Below are 21,679 nucleotides of genomic sequence, written 5' to 3' on the forward strand. Positions count from 1 at the left end.
GGGAGACCCACGTGAGATCGGCCACCTCGTCCGTGAACACGCAGGTCATCACCCGGGTACGTAAACAATCACTTACATTAATCACGGGTGGTTGTGGCGAGAACGACCCGATATCACGGACAATGACCCACGTGAGCGATCTTCCACTCCGCGCGGTGACGCGCACCGCCAAGCTGGCCACCCTTCCTCTGGGCTTCGCCGGGCGCACGGCCCTCGGAGTCGGCAAGAAGACCTTCGGCAGGTCCGCCGAGAAGGTGGCGCTGGAGATCCAGACCCGGACCGCCGAGCAGCTGTTCAAGGTGCTCGGCGAGCTCAAGGGCGGGGCCATGAAGCTCGGCCAGGTGCTCTCGATCTTCGAGGCGGCGCTTCCGCCCGAGATCGCCGGGCCCTACCGGGCGACCCTGACCAAGCTCCAGGAGGCGGCGCCGCCGATGCCGGTGACGACCGTCCACCGGGTGCTCACCGAGAACCTCGGAGCGGACTGGCGCGACCTCTTCCAGAGCTTCGACGACAAACCCGCCGCGGCCGCCTCGATCGGCCAGGTCCACAAGGCCGTCTGGCAGGACGGGCGCGAGGTGGCCGTCAAGGTCCAGTACCCGGGCGCCGGCAAGGCGATCATCGGCGACTTCAACCAGATGGCGCGGGTCGGGAAGATGTTCGGCGTCCTGTTCCCCGGCGCCGACATCAAGAACATCCTCGAGGAGCTGAAGGTCCGGGTCCGGGAGGAGCTCGACTACACCGTCGAGGCCGCCTCGCAGAGCGCGTTCGCCGAGGCCTTCGCCGGCGATCCCGACTTCCTGGTCCCCGCGGTCGTCGCCCAGTCGGGGAACGTCCTGGTGACGGAGTGGATCTACGGGACGCCGCTGTCGCAGATCATCACCTCGGGCACGCAGGAGCAGCGGGACCGGGCCGGGATCCTGTTCTCCCGCTTCCTGTTCTCCGCGCCCGCCCGCTGCGGGCACCTGCACGCCGACCCCCACCCCGGCAACTTCCGGCTGATGGACGACGGGAGGCTCGGCGTGATCGACTTCGGCGCCGTCGACCGGATCGAGGGCGGTTTCCACAAGGAGATCGGCCGGCTGATGCGGATCGGGACGCTCGGCGACGCCGACCAGATCCTCGCCGCGTGCAAGGCCGAGGGCATGGTCAGGCCGGGAGTGGAGATCGACGCCGAGGATCTGGCCGCGTTCATCGAGCCGCTGGCCGTCCCGCTGATCTCCGACACGTTCAAGTTCAGCCGCGAATGGCTGCGCGATCAGGCCGTCCGGGTGACGGATCTGCGGCCGAACAACGTCGTGCGCTTTCTCGACCTGCCGAACGACTACGTTCTCGTGCACCGCACGATCGCCCTGGGAACGGGCGTCCTCTGCCAGCTCGAGGCCGAGGGCGCCTATCGCGCGGAGGCGATCCGATGGGTTCCCGGATTCGCCGACGACGCCATTGAAGGGCCGTCGGAAGAGGAATGACGCGACACTGAAAGCGGGGTCCCCCAGTGGACGGGGACCCCGCTTTCTCGCTCTGCCGGGAGGCCTTTGTTCTCCCGGAAACCATCCCTAGAAGCCGGGAGAGGCCGTCAGATTACCGGCGGAGCAGGATGCGGCGCGCGCGGCGGAGAGTGATCCCCGCCTCCTGGCGCGTCGCGCGGCTGGTGTCCGACACGACCTTCGCGAGGGTCTCGCGACGGTTGCGGCGGATCTCGGCGGCCCATTGGAGGGAGGCGATCTCCTCTTCCAGGGCCTGTATTCGTTCACGGCTGATTTCCACGCTGAGCAAGCTCATCTTCTCTTCCTTCGGGGGGACGGGCGACGGCATGGGGGCCGTCGCCCGCAGGTCGGCGGTGGTGCTGGTCTCGACGCGCATCAGGCGGCCACTTCGGTCCCGGCCGGAGCCGGGTTCTTGCGCGGACGGCCCCGCGGCCGCTTGCGGGCCACGATCTCGCCGCGGACGAAGAGCTCGCCGCCCCAGACGCCCCACGGCTCGCGCCGCTCGATCGCGCCGGCGAGGCAGCTCTTGCGGACAGGGCAGTCCACGCAGAGCGACTTGGCCAGCTCGACATCGGTCGGGGACTCGGCGAAGAACATCTCCGGGTCGGTACGGCAGGGCAGGTCGTCGAAGCTGATGGTGGTCGGCTCGAGCCCCTGGATGAGGTTCACCCTCGGTCCTCTCGTTGGATCTCAACGTCGGTGTCGTGTGTAGGGGTGGAACATGGCCTGTGAAAACACGAAGGCCGCGGATCCGAAATCTGGATCCGCGGCCTGGGGGCTCTCCCGGCTGTTAAGCCGGTGGCCTCCAGGGGTACGGAGCCAGCGTTTCGGCGTGGCGCTTCTTGGCCTGGACGGTCGTCCGGACGGAGTTCTGCGGCTTCAATGCACCGACCATGGATTCCATGATCATTCCGTTGAAGCCACTCCCGCCCTGCACGGTCGACGCGATCGGCGCGATGAACGCTCCGGTGGCGCACGGCCATGCGGCATCGCCGCCGCCGAGGAAGAGATCGAAGGCAGGCAGATACGCCGGCGAACCCGTGGCGAAGGCGGCAATGCGGTTCAGCTCTTTGTCGGTCCTGTTCACGCCGACCGCCCTGTTGATCATGCTCACCACTTCGCCACCTCCTTCTCAGTTCGCGGCTTCGTGTCCTCCGGACACGCGCCTGTCTTCAGTGCTGCGATGAGCCTACGAGAAGCTCTCAATCACAGGCAAGTTATTTATGACCTGCGATTTTGTGTCGGATCCCACCGGCTTTCGCCAGAACGAAGCCGACCTTCCCCGCATCCAAGACAACTGTCGCACGCCTCGCGGTTCATGACCAGACAAGAACCCTTCGCGTTAGGCCTGGGAACGCGCCGGGGCCTACCTGCATCATGGGGACATGACGGTGCGAACGGTCTTCGATCCAGGAGTGCCGAGGAGCAAGCGCGAGATCATGCTCGCCCATCCGGAGCATCTCCGGGCCTCCCACCTGCCGCCCCCCGAGCCGCCACGGCGCCGCCGGGTCTCCCGGGAGATGCGCGGGCTGCTCACCACCTGCGGCACGGCCTTCGGCGGCATCATCCTCTTCGCCCAGTCCGACGAAACGCTCTGGAGCGTCCTCTTCGTCCTGTCGCTGGTGACCTGGCTCATCGCCTCGGTCGTCACGCTGGCCCTTCCCCCGGTCCGCCTGATCTCCGGCGACTACCGCCGAGCCCGCAGGGAACGCGAACTCGCGAACCTCTTCCGCGCCCACCACGGCCGCTACCGCCTCCCCCACGAGTTCCTCCCCGGCGCCCCCCGCGACCTGATGACCCGAGCCCAGGCGGCCGTGGACCTCATCGAGAACTCGGCCGTCGAACGCGACCACCTCCTCGACTCGACCGCCAACGCCGTGATCCTCCCCCACCATCTCTGGGAGATCGCCGTGACCCTCAGCGAGGTCTCCTGCATCCTGCGCCAGCTGGCCGAGGCCACCGACGGCATGGACGACGCCCTCCGCACCCGGATCACCGCCTCCCACCGCAGCAACCTCGACACCGCCACCACCGCGGTCCTCCGCCGCGTGGAGGCCCTGGAGCACTACGCCACCCTCGTCCGCTCCGCCGACGCCGCCTACCGCGCCCACCTCAACACCCCCCACCTGGCCGCCCTGGACCACCGCTCCCGAGACCTCCTGGCCGAGACCGCCCGCCACGACACCTCCCTCCCCCACCTGACCCACCTCTCCACCCCCACCCCCCTCCTCGACCAGGCGCTCCGCTCCACCCTCACCGCCGCCCTCGAAGCCGCCCACTCCCTCCACCCCTGACCCCGAAGCCCAGCGGCGCATGCTCCATTCCTCGGACAGCGGCCCGTCGTGCGGAAGGCACCGGTCAGGCGTCGGAGACGCGGACCAGGCCCTCCTGCACGACGCTGACCACGAGGTCGCCTTCGCGGGTGAAGACCTGGCCTCGGGCGAAGCCTCGGGCGCCGCCGGCGTTCGGGGTCTCCTGGGCGTAGAGGAGCCAGTCGTCGGCCCGGAAGGGGCGGTGGAACCACATCGCATGGTCGAGGGAGGCGCCGATGGTGCGGCCGTCGCCCCAGGCCAGGCCGTGGTTGAGGAGGACGGTGTCGAGGAGGGTCATGTCGGAGGCATAGGTCATGAGGCAGACGTGGAGGAGGGGGTCGTCGGGGAGCTTTTCGGTGACCTTGAGCCAGACGAGGCTGGTCGGGGTGGCCAGTTCCGGCTTGCCCACGGCCTCCCAGGTCAGGGGGGTGGCGTGGCGGAGGTCGAAGGGGCGGCGGCCCGCGTACTCGTCGGCGATCTTCTCGCCGAAGATCTTGGCCAGGCGGTCGCGGCCCGGGGGGAGGGTCTCGGGGGCGGGGGCCTCGGGCATCGGGGACATGTGCTCGGGGCCCGGTTCGGCCACCTGGAAGCTGGCGCTCAGGGTGAAGATCGCCTTGCCGTGCTGGACGGCCACGACCCTGCGGGTGGTGAAGCTGCGGCCGTCGCGGACCCGGTCGACGGTGTAGACGATCGGGACCAGCGGGTCGCCGGGGCGGATGAAGTAGGCGTGCAGGGAGTGGACCTGGCGGGCGACCGGGACGGTGCGGCCCGCCGCGACCAGGGCCTGGCCGGCGACCTGGCCGCCGAAGACGCGCTGCTGGCGGTCCTCCGGGCTTCGTCCGCGGAAGATGTCGTCCTCGATCTGCTCCAGGTCGAGGATGTCCAGCAGGTTCTTCAGGGCGTCGTTCACCCTGCCAGTCTGGCAAAGAGCAGCCGGATCCGCGTCATCAGGGGCCGTCGACGAAGATCTCGCCGGGGCTCTCACCCGCGCACAGGGCCAGGACCGCCTCGCCGAACTGGTCCAGTTTCCGCTTGCCGACCCCGCCGATCCCCACCAGCTCCCCCTCCGTGGACGGCCTCCGCTCGGCGATCGCCTGGAGAGTGGCGTCGGTGAAGATCACGTAGGCGGGGACCTTGGCGGTCTTCGCGGTGGCGGCCCGCCACTCCTTCAACGCCTCCAGCAGGGCCTCGTCGACGTCGGCCGGGCAGGTCTGGCAGCGTCCGAGCTTGCGTTCGACGGCCGCCTGGAGGGACCGTCCGCACACCCGGCACGGCTGCGGACCCCGGCCGGGGGTGTTCCTGGCGGCCCGCTCGACACGCGGCGGGGTGGGGGTGGAGGTCCGCGGCGAGACGCCGTCGAGGAACCGGGACGGCCGCCGGTTCTTGCGCTGCCCCGGCGAGCGGGCCAGCGACCACGAGAGGGTGAGATGCTCCCGGGCCCGGGTGATCCCGACGTACAGCAGCCGCCGCTCCTCCTCGACCTGCTCGGGGGTCTCGGCGTAGATGATCGGCAGGGTGCCGTCGGTGAGGCCCGCCAGGAACACCGCGTCCCACTCCAGGCCCTTGGCGGAGTGCAGCGAGGCCAGCGTGACGCCCTCCAGCGGCGGGGCGTGCGCGGCGGCGGCCCGCTCCTCCAGCTCGGCGACGAACTCGCGCAGGCCCGCGTCGGGGTCGGCCATGGCCATGTCCTCGGCGAGCTGGGCGAGCGCGGCGAGCGACTCCCACTTCTCCCGGACGGCCCCCCGCCCCTCGGGGGCCTTCTCGGTGTAGCCGCTGCCCGCGAGCACGGCGCGCACCTGGTGGATGAGGCCGAGGCCGTCCAGCTCGGCGTCGGAGCCGGATCTGGCCGCGCCGCGCAGCCGCACCACGGCCTCACGGACCGCGGGACGCTCGAAGAACCGCTCCGCCCCCCGCAGCACGTAGGGGACGCCCGCGTCGGCGAAGGCCTGCTCGAACGCCTCGGACTGGGCGTTGATCCGGAACAGGACGGCGATCTCCCTGGCCGGGACGCCCTCGTCGATCAGCTTTCCGGCCTTGCGCGCGGTGTCCTCGGCCTCGGCGAGCTCGTCGTCGTACTCGGCGTAGGCGGGGGCCGGGCCGTCGGGACGCTGGGCGATCAGTTCCAGCCGGTTCTTCGAGCGCTTCAGCATCTCGTTGGCCAGATGGACGATCTGCGGCGTGGACCGGTAGTCGCGCACCAGCTTCACGACCGTCGCCTCGGGGTACTGCGCGGTGAAGTTCATCAGGAACCCCGGCGTGGCCCCGGTGAAGGAGTAGATCGTCTGGCTGGGGTCGCCGACGACGCACAGCTCCTTGCGGTCTCCGAGCCAGCAGTCGAGCAGCAGCTTCTGCAGCGGGTTGACGTCCTGGTACTCGTCGACGACGAAGTAGCGGTACTGGTCGCGGACGGCCCGCGCCATCTCCGGGTAGTCGAGCAGCAGGGCGGCCGTCAGCTCCAGCATCCCCTCGAAGTCGAGAAGGTTCCGCTCCCGTCGCAGCTCCTCGTACATGACGTACAGCCGGGCGATGTCGACCACGTCACGCGGCGGCTTGCGCGAGGTCCTGACCACGGCGGCCGCGTAGTCCTCTGCGCGGGTCTGGGTGACCTTGGCCCACTCGATCTCGGCGGCGACGTCGCGCAGCTCGGTGCGGCCGAGCGACATCCGGCAGGACCTGGCCGCATCGGCCAGCAGCGCCACCTTGGAGTCGATGATGCGCGGTGGTTCCCCGCCGACCGTGCGGGGCCAGAAGTACAGGAGCTGCTTGAGCGCGGCCGCGTGGAAGGTCCGCGCCTGCACGCCCGGGGCGCCCAGCCCGCGCAGCCGCCCGCGCAGTTCGCCGGCGGCCCGGGTGGTGAAGGTCACCGCCAGGACTTGCTGCGGGGCCACGATCCCCGTCAGGGTGGCATAGGCGATCCGATGCGTGATCGCCCGGGTCTTCCCGGTGCCGGCCCCGGCCAGCACGCAGACCGGGCCGCGCACCGCCTCGGCCACGGCCCGCTGCTCCGGGTCCAGTCCCGCCAACACCCCGCGTGCGTCCATTCCCCTAGTCTCGCAGCGACCACCGACAGGAATGCCGGAACGCACCCCGGCGTTCCTCCTAGGTCGTCTCGATCACCGCGCAACGTAAGGACTCAGAAACCATGAACGCCACAGGCCAGCTCACCATGTACACCACGCAGTGGTGCGGCTACTGCAGGCGCCTCAAGTCCCAGCTGGCCCGCGAGGGCATCGCGATGCGCGAGATCGACATCGAGCGCGACGACGAGGCCGCGAGGTTCGTGATGAGCGTCAACGGCGGCAACCAGACCGTCCCGACGGTCGTGGCGATCGCCCAGGACGGCACCGAGCACGTCCTCACCAACCCCAGCGCCAAGACGCTCAAGGCCCTCATCGGCGCCTGACCCGTCCGCTCCGGCCCCCGCCCCGGCAGGGGCCTCCGCATGCCGGTGAGGCTCCGGAGGGCGGCGCCGCTCCCTCCGGAGCTCCTTCACCAGGCAGGCGTGGGACGGTCCCCGCGGTCGCGCGGATCGTCGCGGCGGTGATCGTGGCCGCGGGTGTCGTGCAGGGGAGTCGGGCCGATCAGCCCCTCGCAGAAGCGGCGGATCCTGTCATGGCCGCCGGCGGCCTTGGACAGGGTCCTGAAGGCCTTGATCCGCCGGGCGCGGGCGGCGCGGAGGTCATGGACACGGGTGCCGGGCCGCAGCAGGGTCCGGCACAGGTCGGTCAGGTTCGTCCCGGCCGGGGGCGGCGGCACCGCGGTCCGCGGAACCGGCGCGGCCGACTTGTGACGGAGCGCCGGTGACGGCGACGGCGGCTTGCGGTGGGGCCCCGAACCGTGGCCGGTTCCGGGCAGGTCCCCGGTGGCGGCCGCCATCCCGGCGCCGCCGAGCAGGGTCGCGGCGACCAGGGCCGCCAGGACCGGGCGCTTGAAGCGGCGCCTCGGCGGCCGGTGGTGGACCGCCCGGAACGCCGCCAGGGCGCGGTCGTGGCCCGCCAGTTCCCCGGGACGGCCGTCGGCGGCCGCCACGTCGAGGAGGCGGGCCAGGTTCGGTTCGCTCGGCGTGCTCATGTCCTGTCCTCAAGCGCACCGGCGGTCACGCGCGTCACCCGTGCGGGAGGCCGATGTTCCCCGGTGCTCTCCAGGATCTTGGCCAGCCGCTTGAGCCCGCGGGAGGTCGCCATGCGGACCGCCCCGGAACGCTTGCCGAGCACCCGGGCCGTGCTCTCGGCGTCCAGGTCGAGGACGACCCGGAGCAGGACGGCCTCGGCCTGGTCGCGCGGCAGCATGCCGATGAGGCGGATCGCGGCGTCGATGGAGTGGGTCGACTCGAAGGCGTCCTCGGCCCCGACCAGGGAGACGAGCCGGTCGATCTCCACCGGCACCGACGGCCGGCGTCTGACCCTGCGCAGATGGTCCATGGCGCGGTTGCGGGCGATCGTGGCGGTCCAGCCGCGGAAGCCGGGCCCGTCGCCGCTGAAGCCGCGCAGGTCGCGGGCGACCTGGAGCCACACCTCGGACGCCACGTCCTCGGCGTCGTCGCCGACGAGCAGCCGCAGGTAGCGCAGGACCCTGGGCTGGGTTCGCGTGTAGAGCACGGAGAAGGAGCCCTCGTCGCCCTTCTGGGCGCGGAGGATGTGCTCCGCCAGCTCCTCTTCGGAGGTGCTCGGGTCTGGGTCGTTCAAGGCCTGTCCGAAAGATGGGGGTCCCAGCGTAGGTGAAGCGCCCCACCCGTCCCGCTATGTCACACCCATCATGTGTGAGCTAGGTCACGTCCGGCAGCCGCAGCGGCCAGACGTCGCCGGGCGGCCGCCGCAGGAGCGGGACGGCCGCGGCCGCGACGGGATCACCCGTCTCCGCGGCGGCACGGACCACCCCGGTGGCCGCCGACGGGTCGAAGGAGGACTCCGGACGCGGCCAGGGCGCGGCGCCGGTGGCCGCGGGAACGAGCAGGTCCACGGCCCTCAGCAGCGTCGCGCCGCCCGGGGTCCGGTGCCGCCAGAGATCGGCGCCGAGACCCTCGCCGAGGCGGGCCAGGTGGGTGAGGGCGGCCAGATTGAACACCGAGTAGTGCCAGCTCCGGGTGCGGGCGAGTTCGAGGGGCTGGGCTCCGTCCGGGGCGATCTGGACGTCGACGCGGCCGGTTCCGGCCGCCGCCACCGTCGCGGCGGCCAGGGCCCCGTCGCCGGTCGCCAGCGCCAGGGCGGCCAGCAGGAGGTCGTGGTAGGAGCCGTGGTTCCCGGCCGCGGCCGCCGCCGCCCGGCCGTTCGCGCCGCCGCGCAGCCAGGCCAGGAAGGCGGAGTTCCAGGCGCGCATGCCGTCGCGGTCGCTCCCGGTCCAGCCGGGCGCCCCCGCGTCGAGGACGGCCACCGCGGCGAGCACGTCGGCGTAGCGCTGGGAGAAGTCGATCACGCCCGCTCCCCTGCCGCCCTCCCGCCCGGGGACGATCTGCGCGTGGTCGAGGTTCGGGTTCATCCGGGTGGCCGGATCGAGGAACCAGGTGCGCAGGACCAGGGCGGCCCGGCGGGCGTACCGGGCGCGGCCCGTGTGGTGCCAGGCCAGGGTGAGGTCGTGGCCCGCGGTGAACATCGCACCGCGGGCCGCGTGGTCGGTGGCCGTCGCCGCGGCGGGGTTGCGGACGCCGTCACGGCGCACGTACGGCAGGCCGTCCGGGGTTCCGGGACGGGGCCACCAGTAGGGCGCGGCACTGAGGTAGTCGTGGACGTCCCCGCCCGGTGGCGGCCCCGGCTTGGCCGTGACGCTCCACGGCCCCTTCCCGAGCAGCCCGTCGGCGCGCTCCGTGAGCAGAACCAGCGGATCACGCACCTACAGGCCCCAGCTTCCGGGGAGCTCACCGCCGTACCAGTGCTCCAGGAGCTGGCGGGCGATCGAGACCTTGCCGGGGACCAGGAGGTCTCCGGCGAGGGTCGCGGCCTTCAGCTCCTCGCGGGAGTACCACTGGGCCTCGGCGATCTCGGCGGGATCGAGGGTGAGCGCCGGATCGGACGTCCGGCAGACGAAGCCGAGCATCAGCGACTGGGGCAGCGGCCAGGGCTGGCTGCCGAGGTAGCGGACGTCCTCGACCCTGACCCCGACCTCCTCGTACACCTCGCGCACGACCGCCTGCTCCAGCGACTCGCCCGGCTCGACGAAACCGGCCAGCACCGACGCCCTGCGCTCCGGCCAGCCCGTCCCGCGGGCCAGCAGGACGCGCTCGTCCCCGTCCTCCACCAGCATGATCACCGCCGGGTCGAGGCGCGGGTACTGCTCGGCGCCGTCCTGCGGGCACACCCGGACGTGCCCCGCCGCGATGACCTTCGTCTCGGAGCCGCAGCGCGGGCAGAACCGGTGCGTGGCGTGCCAGAACGCCAGCGCGGTCGCCTGGGTCATCAGCCCGGAGTGCAGATCGTCCAGGAGCGCCCCGACCCGGCGCAGGTCGGCGGGCTCGGTCCCCTGCACCTCGGGGAGCGCCGACGGCACCGCGAAGTAGGCGATCTTGTCCTCGTCCACGCCCAGCAGGTACCGCGCGCCCTTCGGCGCCTCGCGCGAGGCGACGAACGCCAGCTCGACCCGGTCGTCCATCCGCACCGGCACCCGGCCGCGCTCGTCCACGACGAGGACCCTCGATCCGGCCCACGCCGCGGCCACCCAGTCCTCGTCACGCCGCCGCTCGGCGACGCGGTCGAACGCGCCCCTCGCCAGTGCCAGCCACCCGAGCGTCATGTCCACCTTCTGTTCTGCCACTCCTCGTTCGCCCACTCCGGGTTCAACCACGCGGCATCGCGAGTTCGTCCCACAAGTAGGCCACGGCTTCGGCGCCCTTGAGGAGAAGCGGGATCTCGACCTTCTCATTCGGCGCGTGGATGCGGTCCTCGTTCAGCCCGACGGCGAGGAAGACCAGGGGCGCGCCGAGGATGTCGGCGAGATCGGCCTCGGGGCCGCTGCCGCCCTCCTTGGTGAACAGCACCTCGGTCCCGAACGCCCGCTCCATCGCCCGCCGCGCGGCGAGGACGCCGGGATCGTCGATCGCCGACCGGCAGGCCCTGACCCGGCCCGAGGGGAAGACGACGTTCGCCCGGATCCCGGCGGGGACGCGGTCGGCGACGAACCTCTCGATCGACGCGGCGACCTTGTCCGGGTCCTGACCCGCGACCAGGCGGAAGGAGATCTTGGCGTGCGCGGACCTCGGGATGATCGTCTTCCCGCCGGGGCCGGTGTGCCCGCCCCACAGGCCGTTGACCTCGGCGGTCGGCCGGGCCCAGACGCGTTCCAGGGTGGTGAAGCCGGCCTCGCCGTGGGCGGCGCCGCTGTTCCCCGCGGTCCGCAGCCAGGCGGCCTCGTCGAAGGGGAGCTTGGCGAACAGCGCCCGCTCCTCGTCCGACAGTTCGATGACGTCGTCGTAGAAGCCGTCGAGCCGGACCCGTTCCCCGTCGTCGTGCAGCTCCGCGACCAGGCGGGCCATCGCGTGCAGCGGGTTGGGCACCGCGCCGCCGAACGAGCCGGAGTGCAGGTCGGTGTCGGGGCCGAAGAAGGCGATCTCGCACTCGACCAGGCCGCGCATCCCGGTGCACATCGACGGCGTGTCCGCGCCCCACATCGTGGTGTCGCTGATCACGACGAGATCGCAGGCGAACTTCTCCCTGTTCGCCTCGAGCAGCGCCGGGAAGTGCATCGACCCCGACTCCTCCTCGCCCTCGAACAGGAACTTCAGATGGACGGGCGGAGCGTCCGCGCCGCGCGCCTCCAGGTTCGCCCTCAGCCCCAGGGTGTGCATGAAGATCTGGCCCTTGTCGTCGGAGGTGCCGCGGCCGAGCAGCCGGTCCCCGCGGACCACGGGCTCGAACGGGCTGGTCTCCCACTCCTCGGCGGGCTCCCCCGGCTGGACGTCGTGGTGCCCGTAGACCAGGACCTTCGGCGCGTCCGCGACGGGCCAGTCGGCGAAGACCGCGGGCAGCCCGCCGGTCTCCATGATCTCCACATGCGGGAACCCGATCCCGCGCAGATGCGCGGCCAGCCACTCGGCCGAGCGCCGGACGTCGCCCGCGTGGGCCGGATCGCCCGACACGGACGGGATCCTCAGCCACTCCATCAGGTCGGCGAGGAAGTCCTCGCGCTGCCCGGCGACGTACTCGCGAATCTCCATCGATTCCTCCATGGCACTCTGTCCCCGTGGCCATCTACATCGATCCGCCGATCTGGCGTTCACGGGGACGGCTCTGGTCACATGTGATCAGTGACGTGTCGTTCGCCGAGCTGCACGGGTTCGCGGCTCGGCTGGGCGCACCCGGCCGCGCCTTTGAGCGCGACCACTACGACATTCCATCAGAGGCCTACGCCGAGGCGGTACGGCTGGGTGCCCACGAGGTCTCCTGCCAGGAGCTGCTCGGGCTGCTCAGGTCGTCGGGCCTGCGGCGTCCGAAGTTCGCAAGAGGGCCAGCTCGGCCGTGAGGTTGGCGCGGGCCCGCTCCTCGAAGCGGGCCTTGGCCGTGGGGCCGTGGAACAGCTCGCCCAGGCCGAGGAGCTGGTCGAGGACCGCGGCGCGCCCGGCCCTGAAGTACTCCTCCGGCACGAAGTGGTACTCCTCCCGGACGGCCGCCGTGTACGCGGCGTAGTCCTCCGCCCCGGCGGCGAGGATCGCGAGGTCGGCGTCGCACAGGACGCGCCCGTCGCGGTCCTCGGGGGCGTGGGTCCTGGTCATCCTGACCAGCGCGGCGACCCGGGCGGTGCGCTCGGGCTCCAGGTCGGTGTCGCCGAGCATGCGCTCGGCCAGGATCGCGCTGCGCTCCTCGTTGTCGTCGCGGCTCGGGTCGTAGACGGCGTCGTGGAACCAGGCCGCCAGCCGGACGACGTCGGGGTCGTCCGCGTCGCCGGCGAGCTCGTCGACGAGGTCGAGCACCGCCTCCAGATGCTCGATCGTGTGGTACTTCCGGTGCTCTTCGGCGTACCGTGCGAGGAGTTCCTCGCCGAGCCTCCGGGTCTGCTCGCCCGCCAGTGCCGTCCAGCGCTCCACCAGATCCATGCGGTCAATATCCCACGAGAGGGAAGGCACTCTCGATAAGGTTAGGGAAGGCTTACCTAAGGGGGTTGGGTGCGGCTTTTCGTGGTGACGGGCAAGGTCACCGATTCGGTGATCGAGGGGTTCCTTCCCGCGGCCGCGCGGCTCGGGCTGGACGTCACGCTGCTCAGCGACCGGCCCGGCGACTACCCCGGGCACCGGGTGATCGGCTGCGACGTCACCGACTACCGGGAGATCGTCCAGGTGGGACGGCCGGACGCCTACTTCTCCAACAGCGACCACCTCCAGGCCGCGACGGCCCTCGCCGCCTCCTTCCACGACCTGCCGGGCAAGGACTGGAAGGCCGCGCTGCGCTGCAAGAACAAGGCGCTGATGCGGCGGGCGCTGGGCGACGTCGGCGCCTGGGAGTGGCCCGTCCCCGCCGACGCGCCGTTCCCGCTGGTGGTCAAGCCGCGGGAGGGCGTGGCCAGCGAGGACGTCGTGCTGGTCCGCTCCGCCGCCGAGCTGGCCGCACTGCCGGACTTCGGGCGTCCGATGGTCGCCGAGGAGTACCTGCGGGGCGAGCTGCACACCCTGGAGACCCTGAACGGCCGGGTCATCGGCTCCTTCCACACGACGGTCTCTCCCGAGCCGTACTTCATCGAGGAGCGGCTCGACTGGGCTCAGCCGCCGCCGGAGACCCCGCAGGTGCTCGCCGCGCTCGCCGGGCTCGGCGTCGGCCTCGGGGCCTGCCACACCGAGTTCATCGTCGGCGGCGGGCGGGCGCGGATCGTCGAGGTCAACTACCGGGTCATCGGCGACCACTGCGACTTCCTGCTCGCCGACCTGCTCGGCCGCGACCTGTTCGCCGACATCCTGCGCGCCCATCTCGGCGAGCCGGTCGAGATCACGCCGGGGCCGGCCGCCGCGGCCTCGGTCGACTACGTCCTCGCGACCTCCTCGGGCACCCTGACGTCCGCGCCGCCCTTCACCGAGACCGTCATCGGCGACGTCCGGCTGACCTACCGGCCGCAGCTCCCTGTCGGCTCCCGGGTCGAGCACACCCACACCAACCGGGACTATCTCGGCACGATCCAGGCCGTCGGGCCCACCACCGCCGCGGTGGACGCCGCGCTGCTCGCCTTCCGCGCCGCCCGCTCCTGGGACCTCACCGCGTGAACGACGGAGAACTCGGCGCGCGGGTGCTGTCGGCCCTGGCGCGCGAACGGTACGCGGGCCTGCACCTGCTGGACCTGCCGCGCGAGCCCGACGGCTTCGTCTCCGGCACCCGGTTCACGCCGCCGGTCCCGCTGGAGCAGGTCCTCGCCCTGGTCCGCGCCGCCGCCGACCCCGGCGACGACGTGGCCGCCTTCGAGCGCGAGTGCCGCGAGACCCTCGCCCTGCACGCGATGGAGCTGCCGGAGGTCCGGCCGGGACCGACCCGCCACGACGCATTGGCCGCCCGGCTCGGCCATCCGGTCCATCCCCTGGGCCGCTGCAAGCTCGGGCTGTCGCCCGCCGAGCTCCGCGCCTACGCCCCGGAGTTCCAGCCGTCCTTCGAGCTCTGCTGGACGGGCGTCGCCGACCCGGTCACGGCGGGCGTCCTGCCCGGCTGGTGGCCCTCCCCCGGTGAGCTGGGCCTCCGGGGCGCGGCGGTCTTCCCCGTGCATCCGCTGACCGTCGCGCGGGGCCTGGTGACCGGCCCGGTCGCCCGGCATCTCGGCGTGGCGCCGACCCTGTCCATGCGGACGCTCGCGGTCACCGCGACCGAGCACGTCAAGGTGCCGATGCCGACGAGCACGCTCGGCGCCAGGAACGTCCGGGCGATCAAGCCGGGCACCCTGCAGGACGGGGCGAAGGTGCAGCGGATCCTGGCGCGGGCCGCGGCCGAGACCGGGGCGCCGGTGCTCCTCGCCGACGAGCAGACCTACGGCCACGCCCGCGACCCCTATCTCGGGTACCTGGTGCGGCGGATGCCGGCCGCCGGGTCCGTCCCGGTCGCGGCGCTGCTCGCCCCGGGCGTCCTGGACGAGCTGTGCGACGACGTCGAGGCGTTCTTCTCCGGCTACCTGCGCGTGCTGTTCGGCTGGAACGCCGCCCTGTTCGAGCGGTACGGGATCGCGCTGGAGGCCCACCAGCAGAACGTCGCGGTCACCCGGAGGGGCGAACTGGTCGTCAAGGACAACGACGGCGCGCTGTTCGACGAGATCCGCCATGCCGGGGAGGAGTTCGACGATCCCCGCCTGAAGGGCGACCGGGAAGCCCTCGCCCGGGTCTTCGTGACGATCACCCTGCACCTGTGCGCGGGCGCGCTCGCCTTCGGCCTCGCCGAGCGGGGCCTGCTGCCGCTGCGCACCGGCCTGGCCCTGGTCAGGGACCGGCTCGACGAGGCCGTCACCGATCCGTTCCTGCGGGCCCGCACCCTGGACGCCGACCGGCTGCCCGCCAAGGCGATGCTCACCGCCGGAACCCTCGTCCCGAAGCGGCGCACCGGGGCGGCCGACATCAACAAACACTACGGGCCGGACGGCCCCAACTACCTTCGGGAGCCGACGTGCTGCTGACCCGCGTCACCGCGGACGAAGCCACCGCAACCGCCCTCCTCAACTGCCTGCTCCGGGAGATCTCCGTGCCCGCCGGGCGGGTCAGGGCCGAGGCCGGCAGGGTGGAGATCGCGCTCGCGCACACCGTGCTGACGGCGTCGGGGGCGCCGGCGGGACCCTCCTGGCGGCTCCGCGGGCCGTTCGTCGCGGACGGCTCCGAGCTGACCTGGTACGAGGTGGCGGAACTCGTCGCGGCCGAGCTGACCGCGGTGACGGGCGAGGAGAACCCCGAGTTCCTGGCCCAGGTCGTCTCCAGCCACGAGGCGATGGCCGCGATCATGGCGACGCGTGAGCACCGGACCTCCGATCCGATGCTGGATTCCGAGCAGTCGCTGGTCGTGGGGCACCGCTTCCATCCGTCGCCGAAGTCGCGGCAGGGCACGCCCGAGACGTGGCTGCCCTACGCCCCGGAGACCGGCGCCCGGTTCCGGCTGAAGCGCCTGGCCGTCGCCCCCGGGCTGCTCTGCGGCGAGGGCGATTTCCCCGCCGGGCTCGACGGGGAGCTGCTGCCCGTCCACCCCTGGCAGTGGCGGCTGCTGCGGGACAGGCCCGCGATGCGGCGGGCGCTCGGCCGGGGCCTGCTGCGCGAGGCCGAGGACGGCCCCGAGGTCGTGCCGACCTCCTCGGTGCGGACCGTCCACGTGCCCTCCGCGGGGATGTTCGCCAAGTTCAGCCTCGACGTGCGGATCACCAACTGCGTCCGCAAGAACTCCTGGTACGAGCTGGAGGCGGCACCGGCGCTGACCCGGATGCTCAAGCCGCTGATGGGCGACTCGCTGCTCGGCGAGCCCGCCTACCGGACGGTCGCGCTCGCCGATCGCGGCCTCTACGAGGGGCTCGGGGTGATCCTCCGCGAGGGCGCACCCGCCGAGGCGGTGATGGCCGCGGCACTGGCCGACCCCGAGGGCGCCTTCCTGCCCTCCCCCGCCGACCCCGTCGAGTGGTTCGCGGCCTATGTGGAGAAGGTCGCCGTGCCGGTGCTGGAGTTGTTCTTCGCCCACGGCGTGGTCCTCGAACCGCATCTGCAGAACGTCCTGGTCGTGCCCGACCCCGACGGGACGCCGCAGCGGGCGATCTTCCGCGACCTCGAGGGCACCAAGCTCCTGCCCGGACGCGATCTGCCCGGTCTGCCGCGGCGCGTCCGCGACGCGATGACCTATGACGAGGACCGCGGCTGGCACCGGGTCGCCTACTGCCTGTTCGTGAACAATCTCGCCGAGATCGCGGCGGCCCTCGCCGACCGCGATCCGGGCGTCGCGGACGAGCTGTGGACGGCCGCCCGCAAGATCCTCGCCGGTTTCTCCGGGCGGTCCAGGATGCGCGCCGTCCTCGACGGGGCTCCGCTGCCCGCCAAGGCCAACCTGCTCGCCCGCTGGTCCCGCTCCGCGGACCGGGCCGCGACCTACGTGGAGGTCGACAACCCGCTCCGTTGCTGAAGGTGTCGGTATGTCAGGCTTGGGTACGGCTCTTGGCCCCGCTGAAAGGGAGCTCGTCCCATGGTCTTCGCCGCGTTCACCGACCGGCTCCGCTCGGCCGCCGACCTCGCCGCGGGGACCGTGAGGGTGCTGCGCGACAGCGGGATGCTGAGCCCCGTGCGGCCCGACCGGCTGCTCAGGCTGCCGCTCCAGGCCGTCAGGTACGGGCCGACGCCCGCGCTGGCCGGGGCGGCGGGCGCGCTGCGCTGGCCGGACCGGACGGCGATCATCGACGAGCGGGGCTCGCTGACCTACGCCGAGCTGGAGGCCCGCTCCGCGGCCCAGGCGACGGCCCTGCGCCTCGAGGTCGGCGAGGGGCGGAAGGTCGGGATCCTCTGCCGCAACCACCGCGGCTTCGCCGAGGCGGCTCTGGCGGCCTCCCGGCTCGGCCGCGACGTCGTCTTCCTCAACACCGACTTCTCCGGGCCCCAGCTCGCCCGGGTCCTCGCCCAGGAGGACGTCGCGGTGCTCGTGCACGACGAGGAGTTCACGGCCGTCGCCGAGGGATTCGAGGGCGTCCGGGTGATCGCCTGGCACGACCGGCCCGCCGAGCTGCCCACCCTGGACGGGCTGGCGCGGACCCCGGCGGCCCCGCTGGTCGCCGAGCGGCCGTCGAAGATCGTCATCCTGACGTCGGGGACGACCGGGCATCCCAAGGGCGCCTCGCACGACTTCGGGCCGCTGGCCGCGCTCAGCCAGGGGTTCGGGCACCTGCTGCGGGTGCCGCTGCGCAGCGGCGGGCCCATCCTGGTCGGGCCGCCGCTCTTCCACGGGCTCGGGCTCACCTATCTGATGGCCGGGCTGGGCATCGGCGCGCCCGTCGTGCTGATGCGCCGCTTCGACGCCGCGACCGCCGCGAAACTGGTCGAGGAGCACCGCGCCGAGGTCCTCGTGGCCGTCCCGGTGATGCTCCAGCGGCTGCTCGACGAGGTCCGCGGCGGCTCCCTCGCCTCCCTGCGCGTCGTGCTCTCCGGCGGGGCGGCGCTGCATCCGCACCTCGCGTGCCGGTTCCTCGACCGGTTCGGCGACGTCCTCTACAACGCCTACGGCGCCAGCGAGACCGGCTGGGCGACCATCGCGACCCCCGCCGACCTGCGGGAGGCCCCCGGCACCGTCGGACGCCCCACGCTCGGCACCAGGGCCCGCGTCCTCGGCGACGACGGACACGAGCTCCCGGCGGGCGAGATCGGCACCCTCTTCCTCGACGCGGGCCTGAAGTTCCGCGGCTACACCGGCGGCGGCACCAAGGAGCAGATCGACGGCATGACCAGCACGGGTGACCTCGGCCACCTCGATGCGGCGGGCCGGGTGTTCATCGACGGCCGCTCCGACGACATGATCGTCTCCGGTGGGGAGAACGTCTTCCCCGCCGAGGTCGAGGACGTCCTGGACGCCCATCCCGAGGTCGCGGAGGCGGCCGTGGCCGGGGTCGAGGACGAGCGGTTCGGCCAGCGGCTGGCCGCCTGGGTCGTCCGGGTCCCCGGGTCGTCGGTCTCCGAGGCCGAGCTCCAGGCCCATGTGAAGGCCGAACTCGCCCGCTACAAGGTGCCCCGGGAGATCACCTTCGTCCCCGAGCTGCCCCGGACCACCACGGGAAAAATCAGGCACAAGGCGCTTCAGGAGCGGTGATCCGCTCGCACAACCGCCGCATATGCGATAGATAGGCAGGCATGACTGCCGAGGAGACCCCCGAAGCCCCCGACGTCGCCGCCGAGCCCGCCGCGTCCGCCGAGCCGGAAGAGGCCGCTGAGCCCGAAAAGGCCGCCGAAACGGCCGAGGCCGCGGACCTCGACGAGGCCGAGGAGCCCGAAGCGGCCGCCTCCGCCCCGCCGGAGGACGTTCTGGAGGCCGGGGCCGCCCTCGGCGAGCCGGTCGCGGAGGAGCCCGACCCGCGCCTGACCACGCTGAAGATCGCCCTCGTGCTGGACGCGGTGCTGCTGTGCGCCGCCGTGGCCGCCCTCGGCATCCTGGCCAACAAGAACACGGGACTGCTGGCGGCCTGCGGCGCGGTGATCATCGTGCTCTGCCTGATCGCCGGCGCGCTGATCCGCCGGACGGCCAGGCTCCGCACCCCGGCCGTCGTGCTCTTCGAGGACGGCCTGGTCCACGCCTCGACCGGCGAGCCCGTCGCCATCGCCTGGGACGACGTGAAGCTCGCCTACATCACGCCCGGCAAGCTGATCATCCTTCAGCCGGAGAACGGCCCGGACTTCACCCTCCGCGCGCCGGTCAGCAATCTCGCCAAGATCGAGTCGGCGATCCGCAAGGGCGTGGCCCGCGACCGGATCCGCCGCGGCCTGCCGCCGAAGAACCTCGCGGCCGTCTGAGCGGACGCGAGGCGGGAGCTCTCAGGACAGGGCTTAAGCCACCTGGTCGAGGGCGCTCTCGCGGGCGGCGCGGCAGACGCGCGCCAGGTCGATCAGGGCCTGGCTGCGGCGTTCCTCCAGGGGGCGGGGGTCGCCCGGGGTCGCGGCGGCGAGGGTGTCGAGGACGAGGGAGAACACCGGCCAGTCCGCGGGGGCGATGAAGCCGCGCAGGTCGAAGCCCTCCTCCTCCGCCTCGGAGAAGTCGACGTTGTGCAGGAACGTGGCGAGTGCGGCCTCGGCGGCGACCACGCCGATGCGCATCGCCAGGACCGCGGGGGAAGCGTCAGTAGAACCCACGTTCGAGACCCTACCCGTACACGCGTTCGACATTCAAGCGGATGTTCGAAGCGTTACCGGCCTCGGGATCCGGTCGTCACGGGGCCGCCGCGCAGACGTATCCGGCGTCGTTCGTGCGCTTGACGTCGGCTCCCGCCGCCTCCAGCAGGGCCACGAGCGCGGCCACCCCGAGCCCCGCGTCGGCGAGCACGATGCCCGCTCCCGGGCGGCTCACCCGTACCAGCTCGCCGACCACGGCCGCGGGGTCGGCGGCCGAGCCCAGGGCGTCGCGGCACAGCAGGAGGGTGAAGGTCCGGTCGAGGTGCGGCAGCCGCTCGGCGGGCCCCACCAGGAACGTGACGTTCGTCAGCGCGTCGCGGTCGGCGGCGCGCTTGCCCTCCAGCAGCACCTCGGCCCTGGTGTCGACCGCGCTGGCGTGACGGACCCTCCGGGCGATCGCCCGCGACACCTCGGCGGAGCCGGCGTAGACCTCGAGGCAGATGTCCTCGAGATCGAGTTCCGGCTCCGTGAAACGGACGAAATCCTGCACCGTGGCTGCGAACGTCTCCTCGTGGGTCACCGTCACGCGTCCTCCCGGGAAGTAGTTCCCAGGAGCATGCCCCGAACATCGCTCGGTGACTAGCCTTGGGTGAGAAGGATCACGCTGGGGTGGCGGCCGCCATCGCTCCGGCGATCGCGAGAGCCGTCGGCCTGGCCTCGAGGTGGAGGTGGCCGATCAGGGCCTCGGGGCCGGTGAGCAGGGCCAGGGCCGCCCGGGGGCCGCAGGCGTAGATCGCCAGATGGCCGCCGGTGCAGCGGATCACGACCTCCTGGAAGTCGCCCTCGCAGACGATGTCGGCGAAGCGGTTGCTGAGCGACAGTTCGGTGGCCGTCAGGGCGGCCACATGGTCGGGTTCGACCCCCTCGGGCAGGTCGGCGGCGACGAGGAAACCGTCGCAGGTGGCGACGAGACCGCCCCTGAGGTGCGGAACGCGGTCGCGCAGCGCACGGAGTTCGGCCAGGACAAGATCGTCAGTCATTCGAGCTCCCGCAACGCGTCTGTGAGCCTGAGCAGCAGGCTCTGGTCGACTTCGGCCCATTTCTGGGGGCCCGGGGAACCGTCCGCGCGGTCGGGCCGACCGCGCGGGGCTCCCCCGATTCTGCGGCGGGCCGAGCCGGGCGGCACCGCCACCAGGCCCGACGCCGCCAGACCTCTGACCGCGAGCGTGCAGCCGTACCGGGTGTGGCCGAGTTCCCTGGCCAGGCCCGCGGCGTCGAGCCGCCCGTCGGCGTTGAGGAGGAGCTCGGCCTGCAGCCCGGTGAGCATCACCCGCTGCCGCCGCACCCGGCGCACCGGGACGACCGGGGCGTCGTCGAGGACGGCCGACGGCCAGGCCTGGTCCAGCCGCTCCCGGCGGCGGCCGGTCTCGTAGTACAGCGTCTCGATCGGCACGCCGCGCAGCGGAGCGAGCCAGAACGGGTCGCCTTCGGAGAACTCGACGGGCGCGTCCGAGCCGAGCAGGTAGTAGGCCGCGTCGAACAGGGCGATCAGCCCGTAGCCCTCCAGCTCGGCCCGCCCGAGGAAGTCCTCCGCGCTCCCCGACGCCTGCACGGCCCGCCAGTCGGCCTCGCGCAGCCGTCCCGATGACGACAGCATCCGGCCGAGCCCGGGGACGAACACGCACTCGGCGAAGACCGCCGCCCCGGCGACGAGATGGACGACCCCCTCGTGCCCCACCCGCACGTTCCCGGTCGCCTTGTCACGTGCCAATCCCACGAGTGCCGTGCGCAGTTCGCTCATACGGGGGCGACCAGCCGGTGCAGGACATCCCGCAGACGGGCGCGGGCGGTCGTCAGATCGGTGCCCGGCTCCAGGACGGTGTGCAGGCACATCGCCTCGCCGCCCAGCAGGATCACATGCGTCCCCCCGGCGCCGACCACGATCAGTTCCTCCACGCTGTCACCGGACTCCGACGCGGTCAGGGCGGGCGTGGCGAGAGCGCGCTGGACGAAGTCCGCGGTTCCCGAGGCGTCCTCCTCCGCGCTCAGCGGATCCTCGCCGCGCGCCGCGATCGGCAGCCCGCCGACGTAGTCGAGCAGGGTCACGAGCCGCACACCGGGGAGGGTCAGGGCCTCGGCGAGACAGTCGTCAATGGCTGACACCGGGG

General features: G+C 72.3%; 25 protein-coding genes. 9 read left to right on the forward strand and 16 right to left on the reverse strand.

Annotated features, from left to right (window positions below):
• Nucleotides 1-131: 131 nt before the first annotated feature.
• Nucleotides 132-1,466, forward strand: coding sequence for an ABC1 kinase family protein (locus ABD785_RS05440; protein ID WP_344822783.1), 1,335 nt, complete (start codon nt 132-134; stop codon nt 1,464-1,466).
• 112 nt (nt 1,467-1,578) lie between these two features.
• On the opposite strand, the gene ABD785_RS05445 is transcribed toward ABD785_RS05440, so the two are convergent.
• The 3 genes from ABD785_RS05445 to ABD785_RS05455 all read right to left on the reverse strand — a co-directional run bounded on the left by ABD785_RS05445 (nt 1,579) and on the right by ABD785_RS05455 (nt 2,598).
• Nucleotides 1,579-1,860, reverse strand: coding sequence for a hypothetical protein (locus ABD785_RS05445; RefSeq protein ID WP_344822785.1), 282 nt, complete (start codon nt 1,858-1,860; stop codon nt 1,579-1,581).
• Nucleotides 1,860-2,153: a WhiB family transcriptional regulator gene (locus tag ABD785_RS05450; RefSeq protein WP_425547733.1), complete on the reverse strand. Its 294-nt coding sequence runs from the start codon at nt 2,151-2,153 to the stop codon at nt 1,860-1,862. The genes ABD785_RS05445 and ABD785_RS05450 overlap by 1 nt, the downstream gene beginning before the upstream one ends.
• A gap of 121 nt (nt 2,154-2,274) precedes the next feature.
• Nucleotides 2,275-2,598, reverse strand: a complete 324-nt coding sequence (locus ABD785_RS05455) for a hypothetical protein (RefSeq protein ID WP_344822787.1) — start codon at nt 2,596-2,598, stop codon at nt 2,275-2,277.
• A gap of 271 nt (nt 2,599-2,869) precedes the next feature.
• Between ABD785_RS05455 and ABD785_RS05460 the strand changes: the two genes are divergently transcribed.
• Nucleotides 2,870-3,778 carry a hypothetical protein gene (locus tag ABD785_RS05460; protein ID WP_344822789.1) on the forward strand — a complete coding sequence of 303 codons (909 nt, stop codon included), beginning with the start codon at nt 2,870-2,872 and terminating at the stop codon, nt 3,776-3,778.
• Between the two features lie 64 nt (nt 3,779-3,842).
• On the opposite strand, the gene tesB is transcribed toward ABD785_RS05460, so the two are convergent.
• On the reverse strand, nt 3,843-4,706 hold the full coding sequence (gene tesB, locus ABD785_RS05465) for an acyl-CoA thioesterase II (protein WP_344822791.1): 864 nt from the start codon (nt 4,704-4,706) through the stop codon (nt 3,843-3,845).
• 37 nt (nt 4,707-4,743) lie between these two features.
• Nucleotides 4,744-6,837 (reverse strand): ATP-dependent DNA helicase UvrD2, encoded by a 2,094-nt coding sequence (locus ABD785_RS05470; RefSeq protein WP_344822793.1) that lies wholly within the window; start codon nt 6,835-6,837, stop codon nt 4,744-4,746.
• A 101-nt stretch (nt 6,838-6,938) separates the two neighbouring features.
• Here ABD785_RS05470 and ABD785_RS05475 point away from each other — a divergent pair, with 101 nt between their 5' ends.
• Nucleotides 6,939-7,199 (forward strand): glutaredoxin domain-containing protein, encoded by a 261-nt coding sequence (locus ABD785_RS05475; RefSeq protein WP_344822795.1) that lies wholly within the window; start codon nt 6,939-6,941, stop codon nt 7,197-7,199.
• A gap of 86 nt (nt 7,200-7,285) precedes the next feature.
• On the opposite strand, the gene ABD785_RS05480 is transcribed toward ABD785_RS05475, so the two are convergent.
• From ABD785_RS05480 to ABD785_RS05500, 5 genes are all read right to left on the reverse strand, one after another.
• Nucleotides 7,286-7,867: a hypothetical protein gene (locus ABD785_RS05480; RefSeq protein WP_344822797.1), complete on the reverse strand. Its 582-nt coding sequence runs from the start codon at nt 7,865-7,867 to the stop codon at nt 7,286-7,288.
• The gene (locus ABD785_RS05485) at nt 7,864-8,481 is read right to left on the reverse strand and encodes an RNA polymerase sigma factor (RefSeq protein ID WP_344822799.1); all 618 of its coding nucleotides are present in this window, start codon (nt 8,479-8,481) and stop codon (nt 7,864-7,866) included. Before ABD785_RS05485 ends, ABD785_RS05480 begins: the two co-directional genes overlap by 4 nt.
• 79 nt (nt 8,482-8,560) lie before the next feature.
• Nucleotides 8,561-9,622, reverse strand: a complete 1,062-nt coding sequence (locus ABD785_RS05490; RefSeq protein WP_344822801.1) for an alginate lyase family protein — start codon at nt 9,620-9,622, stop codon at nt 8,561-8,563.
• Complete coding sequence (nudC, locus tag ABD785_RS05495; protein WP_344822803.1) at nt 9,623-10,519, reverse strand: NAD(+) diphosphatase; 897 nt, start codon at nt 10,517-10,519, stop codon at nt 9,623-9,625.
• 43 nt (nt 10,520-10,562) lie between these two features.
• Nucleotides 10,563-11,939, reverse strand: a complete 1,377-nt coding sequence (locus tag ABD785_RS05500) for a dipeptidase (protein WP_344822805.1) — start codon at nt 11,937-11,939, stop codon at nt 10,563-10,565.
• Nucleotides 11,940-11,965: 26 nt separating this feature from the next.
• On the opposite strand from ABD785_RS05500, the gene ABD785_RS05505 reads away from it, so the two are divergent.
• Nucleotides 11,966-12,244 (forward strand): DUF4031 domain-containing protein, encoded by a 279-nt coding sequence (locus tag ABD785_RS05505; protein ID WP_344822807.1) that lies wholly within the window; start codon nt 11,966-11,968, stop codon nt 12,242-12,244.
• Here the strand turns inward: ABD785_RS05505 and ABD785_RS05510 are convergent.
• Nucleotides 12,189-12,815, reverse strand: a complete 627-nt coding sequence (locus tag ABD785_RS05510; RefSeq protein WP_344822809.1) for an HD domain-containing protein — start codon at nt 12,813-12,815, stop codon at nt 12,189-12,191. The two genes, ABD785_RS05505 and ABD785_RS05510, sit on opposite strands and share 56 nt — an antisense overlap.
• A 69-nt stretch (nt 12,816-12,884) precedes the next feature.
• Between ABD785_RS05510 and ABD785_RS05515 the strand changes: the two genes are divergently transcribed.
• From ABD785_RS05515 to ABD785_RS05535, 5 genes are read left to right on the forward strand one after another with little or no spacing between them, the layout of a single operon-like run.
• Entirely contained in the window at nt 12,885-13,970 is a 1,086-nt protein-coding gene (locus ABD785_RS05515) for an ATP-grasp domain-containing protein (protein ID WP_344822811.1), read from the forward strand.
• Complete coding sequence (locus ABD785_RS05520) at nt 13,967-15,355, forward strand: IucA/IucC family protein (protein WP_344822813.1); 1,389 nt, start codon at nt 13,967-13,969, stop codon at nt 15,353-15,355. The genes ABD785_RS05515 and ABD785_RS05520 overlap by 4 nt, the downstream gene beginning before the upstream one ends.
• Nucleotides 15,346-16,830: an IucA/IucC family protein gene (locus tag ABD785_RS05525; protein WP_344822815.1), complete on the forward strand. Its 1,485-nt coding sequence runs from the start codon at nt 15,346-15,348 to the stop codon at nt 16,828-16,830. The genes ABD785_RS05520 and ABD785_RS05525 overlap by 10 nt, the downstream gene beginning before the upstream one ends.
• 60 nt (nt 16,831-16,890) lie before the next feature.
• Nucleotides 16,891-18,498, forward strand: coding sequence for an AMP-binding protein (locus ABD785_RS05530; protein WP_344822817.1), 1,608 nt, complete (start codon nt 16,891-16,893; stop codon nt 18,496-18,498).
• Between the two features lie 41 nt (nt 18,499-18,539).
• The gene (locus ABD785_RS05535; RefSeq protein WP_344822819.1) at nt 18,540-19,196 is read left to right on the forward strand and encodes a hypothetical protein; all 657 of its coding nucleotides are present in this window, start codon (nt 18,540-18,542) and stop codon (nt 19,194-19,196) included.
• Nucleotides 19,197-19,229: 33 nt separating this feature from the next.
• On the opposite strand, the gene ABD785_RS05540 is transcribed toward ABD785_RS05535, so the two are convergent.
• From ABD785_RS05540 to ABD785_RS05560, 5 genes are all read right to left on the reverse strand, one after another.
• Nucleotides 19,230-19,532 (reverse strand): hypothetical protein, encoded by a 303-nt coding sequence (locus ABD785_RS05540; protein WP_344822821.1) that lies wholly within the window; start codon nt 19,530-19,532, stop codon nt 19,230-19,232.
• 76 nt (nt 19,533-19,608) lie between these two features.
• On the reverse strand, nt 19,609-20,097 hold the full coding sequence (locus ABD785_RS05545; protein ID WP_344822822.1) for a class I SAM-dependent methyltransferase: 489 nt from the start codon (nt 20,095-20,097) through the stop codon (nt 19,609-19,611).
• A 73-nt stretch (nt 20,098-20,170) separates the two neighbouring features.
• Nucleotides 20,171-20,551, reverse strand: coding sequence for a roadblock/LC7 domain-containing protein (locus tag ABD785_RS05550; RefSeq protein ID WP_344822824.1), 381 nt, complete (start codon nt 20,549-20,551; stop codon nt 20,171-20,173).
• The gene (locus tag ABD785_RS05555) at nt 20,548-21,312 is read right to left on the reverse strand and encodes a hypothetical protein (protein ID WP_344822826.1); all 765 of its coding nucleotides are present in this window, start codon (nt 21,310-21,312) and stop codon (nt 20,548-20,550) included. Before ABD785_RS05555 ends, ABD785_RS05550 begins: the two co-directional genes overlap by 4 nt.
• The gene (locus ABD785_RS05560) at nt 21,309-21,674 is read right to left on the reverse strand and encodes a hypothetical protein (protein ID WP_344822828.1); all 366 of its coding nucleotides are present in this window, start codon (nt 21,672-21,674) and stop codon (nt 21,309-21,311) included. The genes ABD785_RS05555 and ABD785_RS05560 overlap by 4 nt, the downstream gene beginning before the upstream one ends.
• Nucleotides 21,675-21,679 lie beyond the last annotated feature (5 nt).

Source organism: Actinocorallia longicatena (assembly GCF_039534125.1).
Lineage (GTDB): Bacteria > Actinomycetota > Actinomycetes > Streptosporangiales > Streptosporangiaceae > Actinocorallia > Actinocorallia longicatena.

Coding starts and splice junctions, on each gene's coding strand:
- ABD785_RS05445 (WP_344822785.1), bottom strand. CDS start 1,860: ATGCGCGTCGAGACCAGCACCACCGCCGACCTGCGGGCGACGGCCCCC.
- ABD785_RS05460 (WP_344822789.1), top strand. CDS start 2,870: ATGACGGTGCGAACGGTCTTCGATCCAGGAGTGCCGAGGAGCAAGCGC.
- ABD785_RS05470 (WP_344822793.1), bottom strand. CDS start 6,837: ATGGACGCACGCGGGGTGTTGGCGGGACTGGACCCGGAGCAGCGGGCC.
- ABD785_RS05475 (WP_344822795.1), top strand. CDS start 6,939: ATGAACGCCACAGGCCAGCTCACCATGTACACCACGCAGTGGTGCGGC.
- ABD785_RS05480 (WP_344822797.1), bottom strand. CDS start 7,867: ATGAGCACGCCGAGCGAACCGAACCTGGCCCGCCTCCTCGACGTGGCG.
- nudC (WP_344822803.1), bottom strand. CDS start 10,519: ATGACGCTCGGGTGGCTGGCACTGGCGAGGGGCGCGTTCGACCGCGTC.
- ABD785_RS05500 (WP_344822805.1), bottom strand. CDS start 11,939: ATGGAGATTCGCGAGTACGTCGCCGGGCAGCGCGAGGACTTCCTCGCC.
- ABD785_RS05510 (WP_344822809.1), bottom strand. CDS start 12,815: ATGGATCTGGTGGAGCGCTGGACGGCACTGGCGGGCGAGCAGACCCGG.
- ABD785_RS05530 (WP_344822817.1), top strand. CDS start 16,891: ATGGTCTTCGCCGCGTTCACCGACCGGCTCCGCTCGGCCGCCGACCTC.
- ABD785_RS05535 (WP_344822819.1), top strand. CDS start 18,540: ATGACTGCCGAGGAGACCCCCGAAGCCCCCGACGTCGCCGCCGAGCCC.
- ABD785_RS05550 (WP_344822824.1), bottom strand. CDS start 20,551: ATGACTGACGATCTTGTCCTGGCCGAACTCCGTGCGCTGCGCGACCGC.
- ABD785_RS05555 (WP_344822826.1), bottom strand. CDS start 21,312: ATGAGCGAACTGCGCACGGCACTCGTGGGATTGGCACGTGACAAGGCG.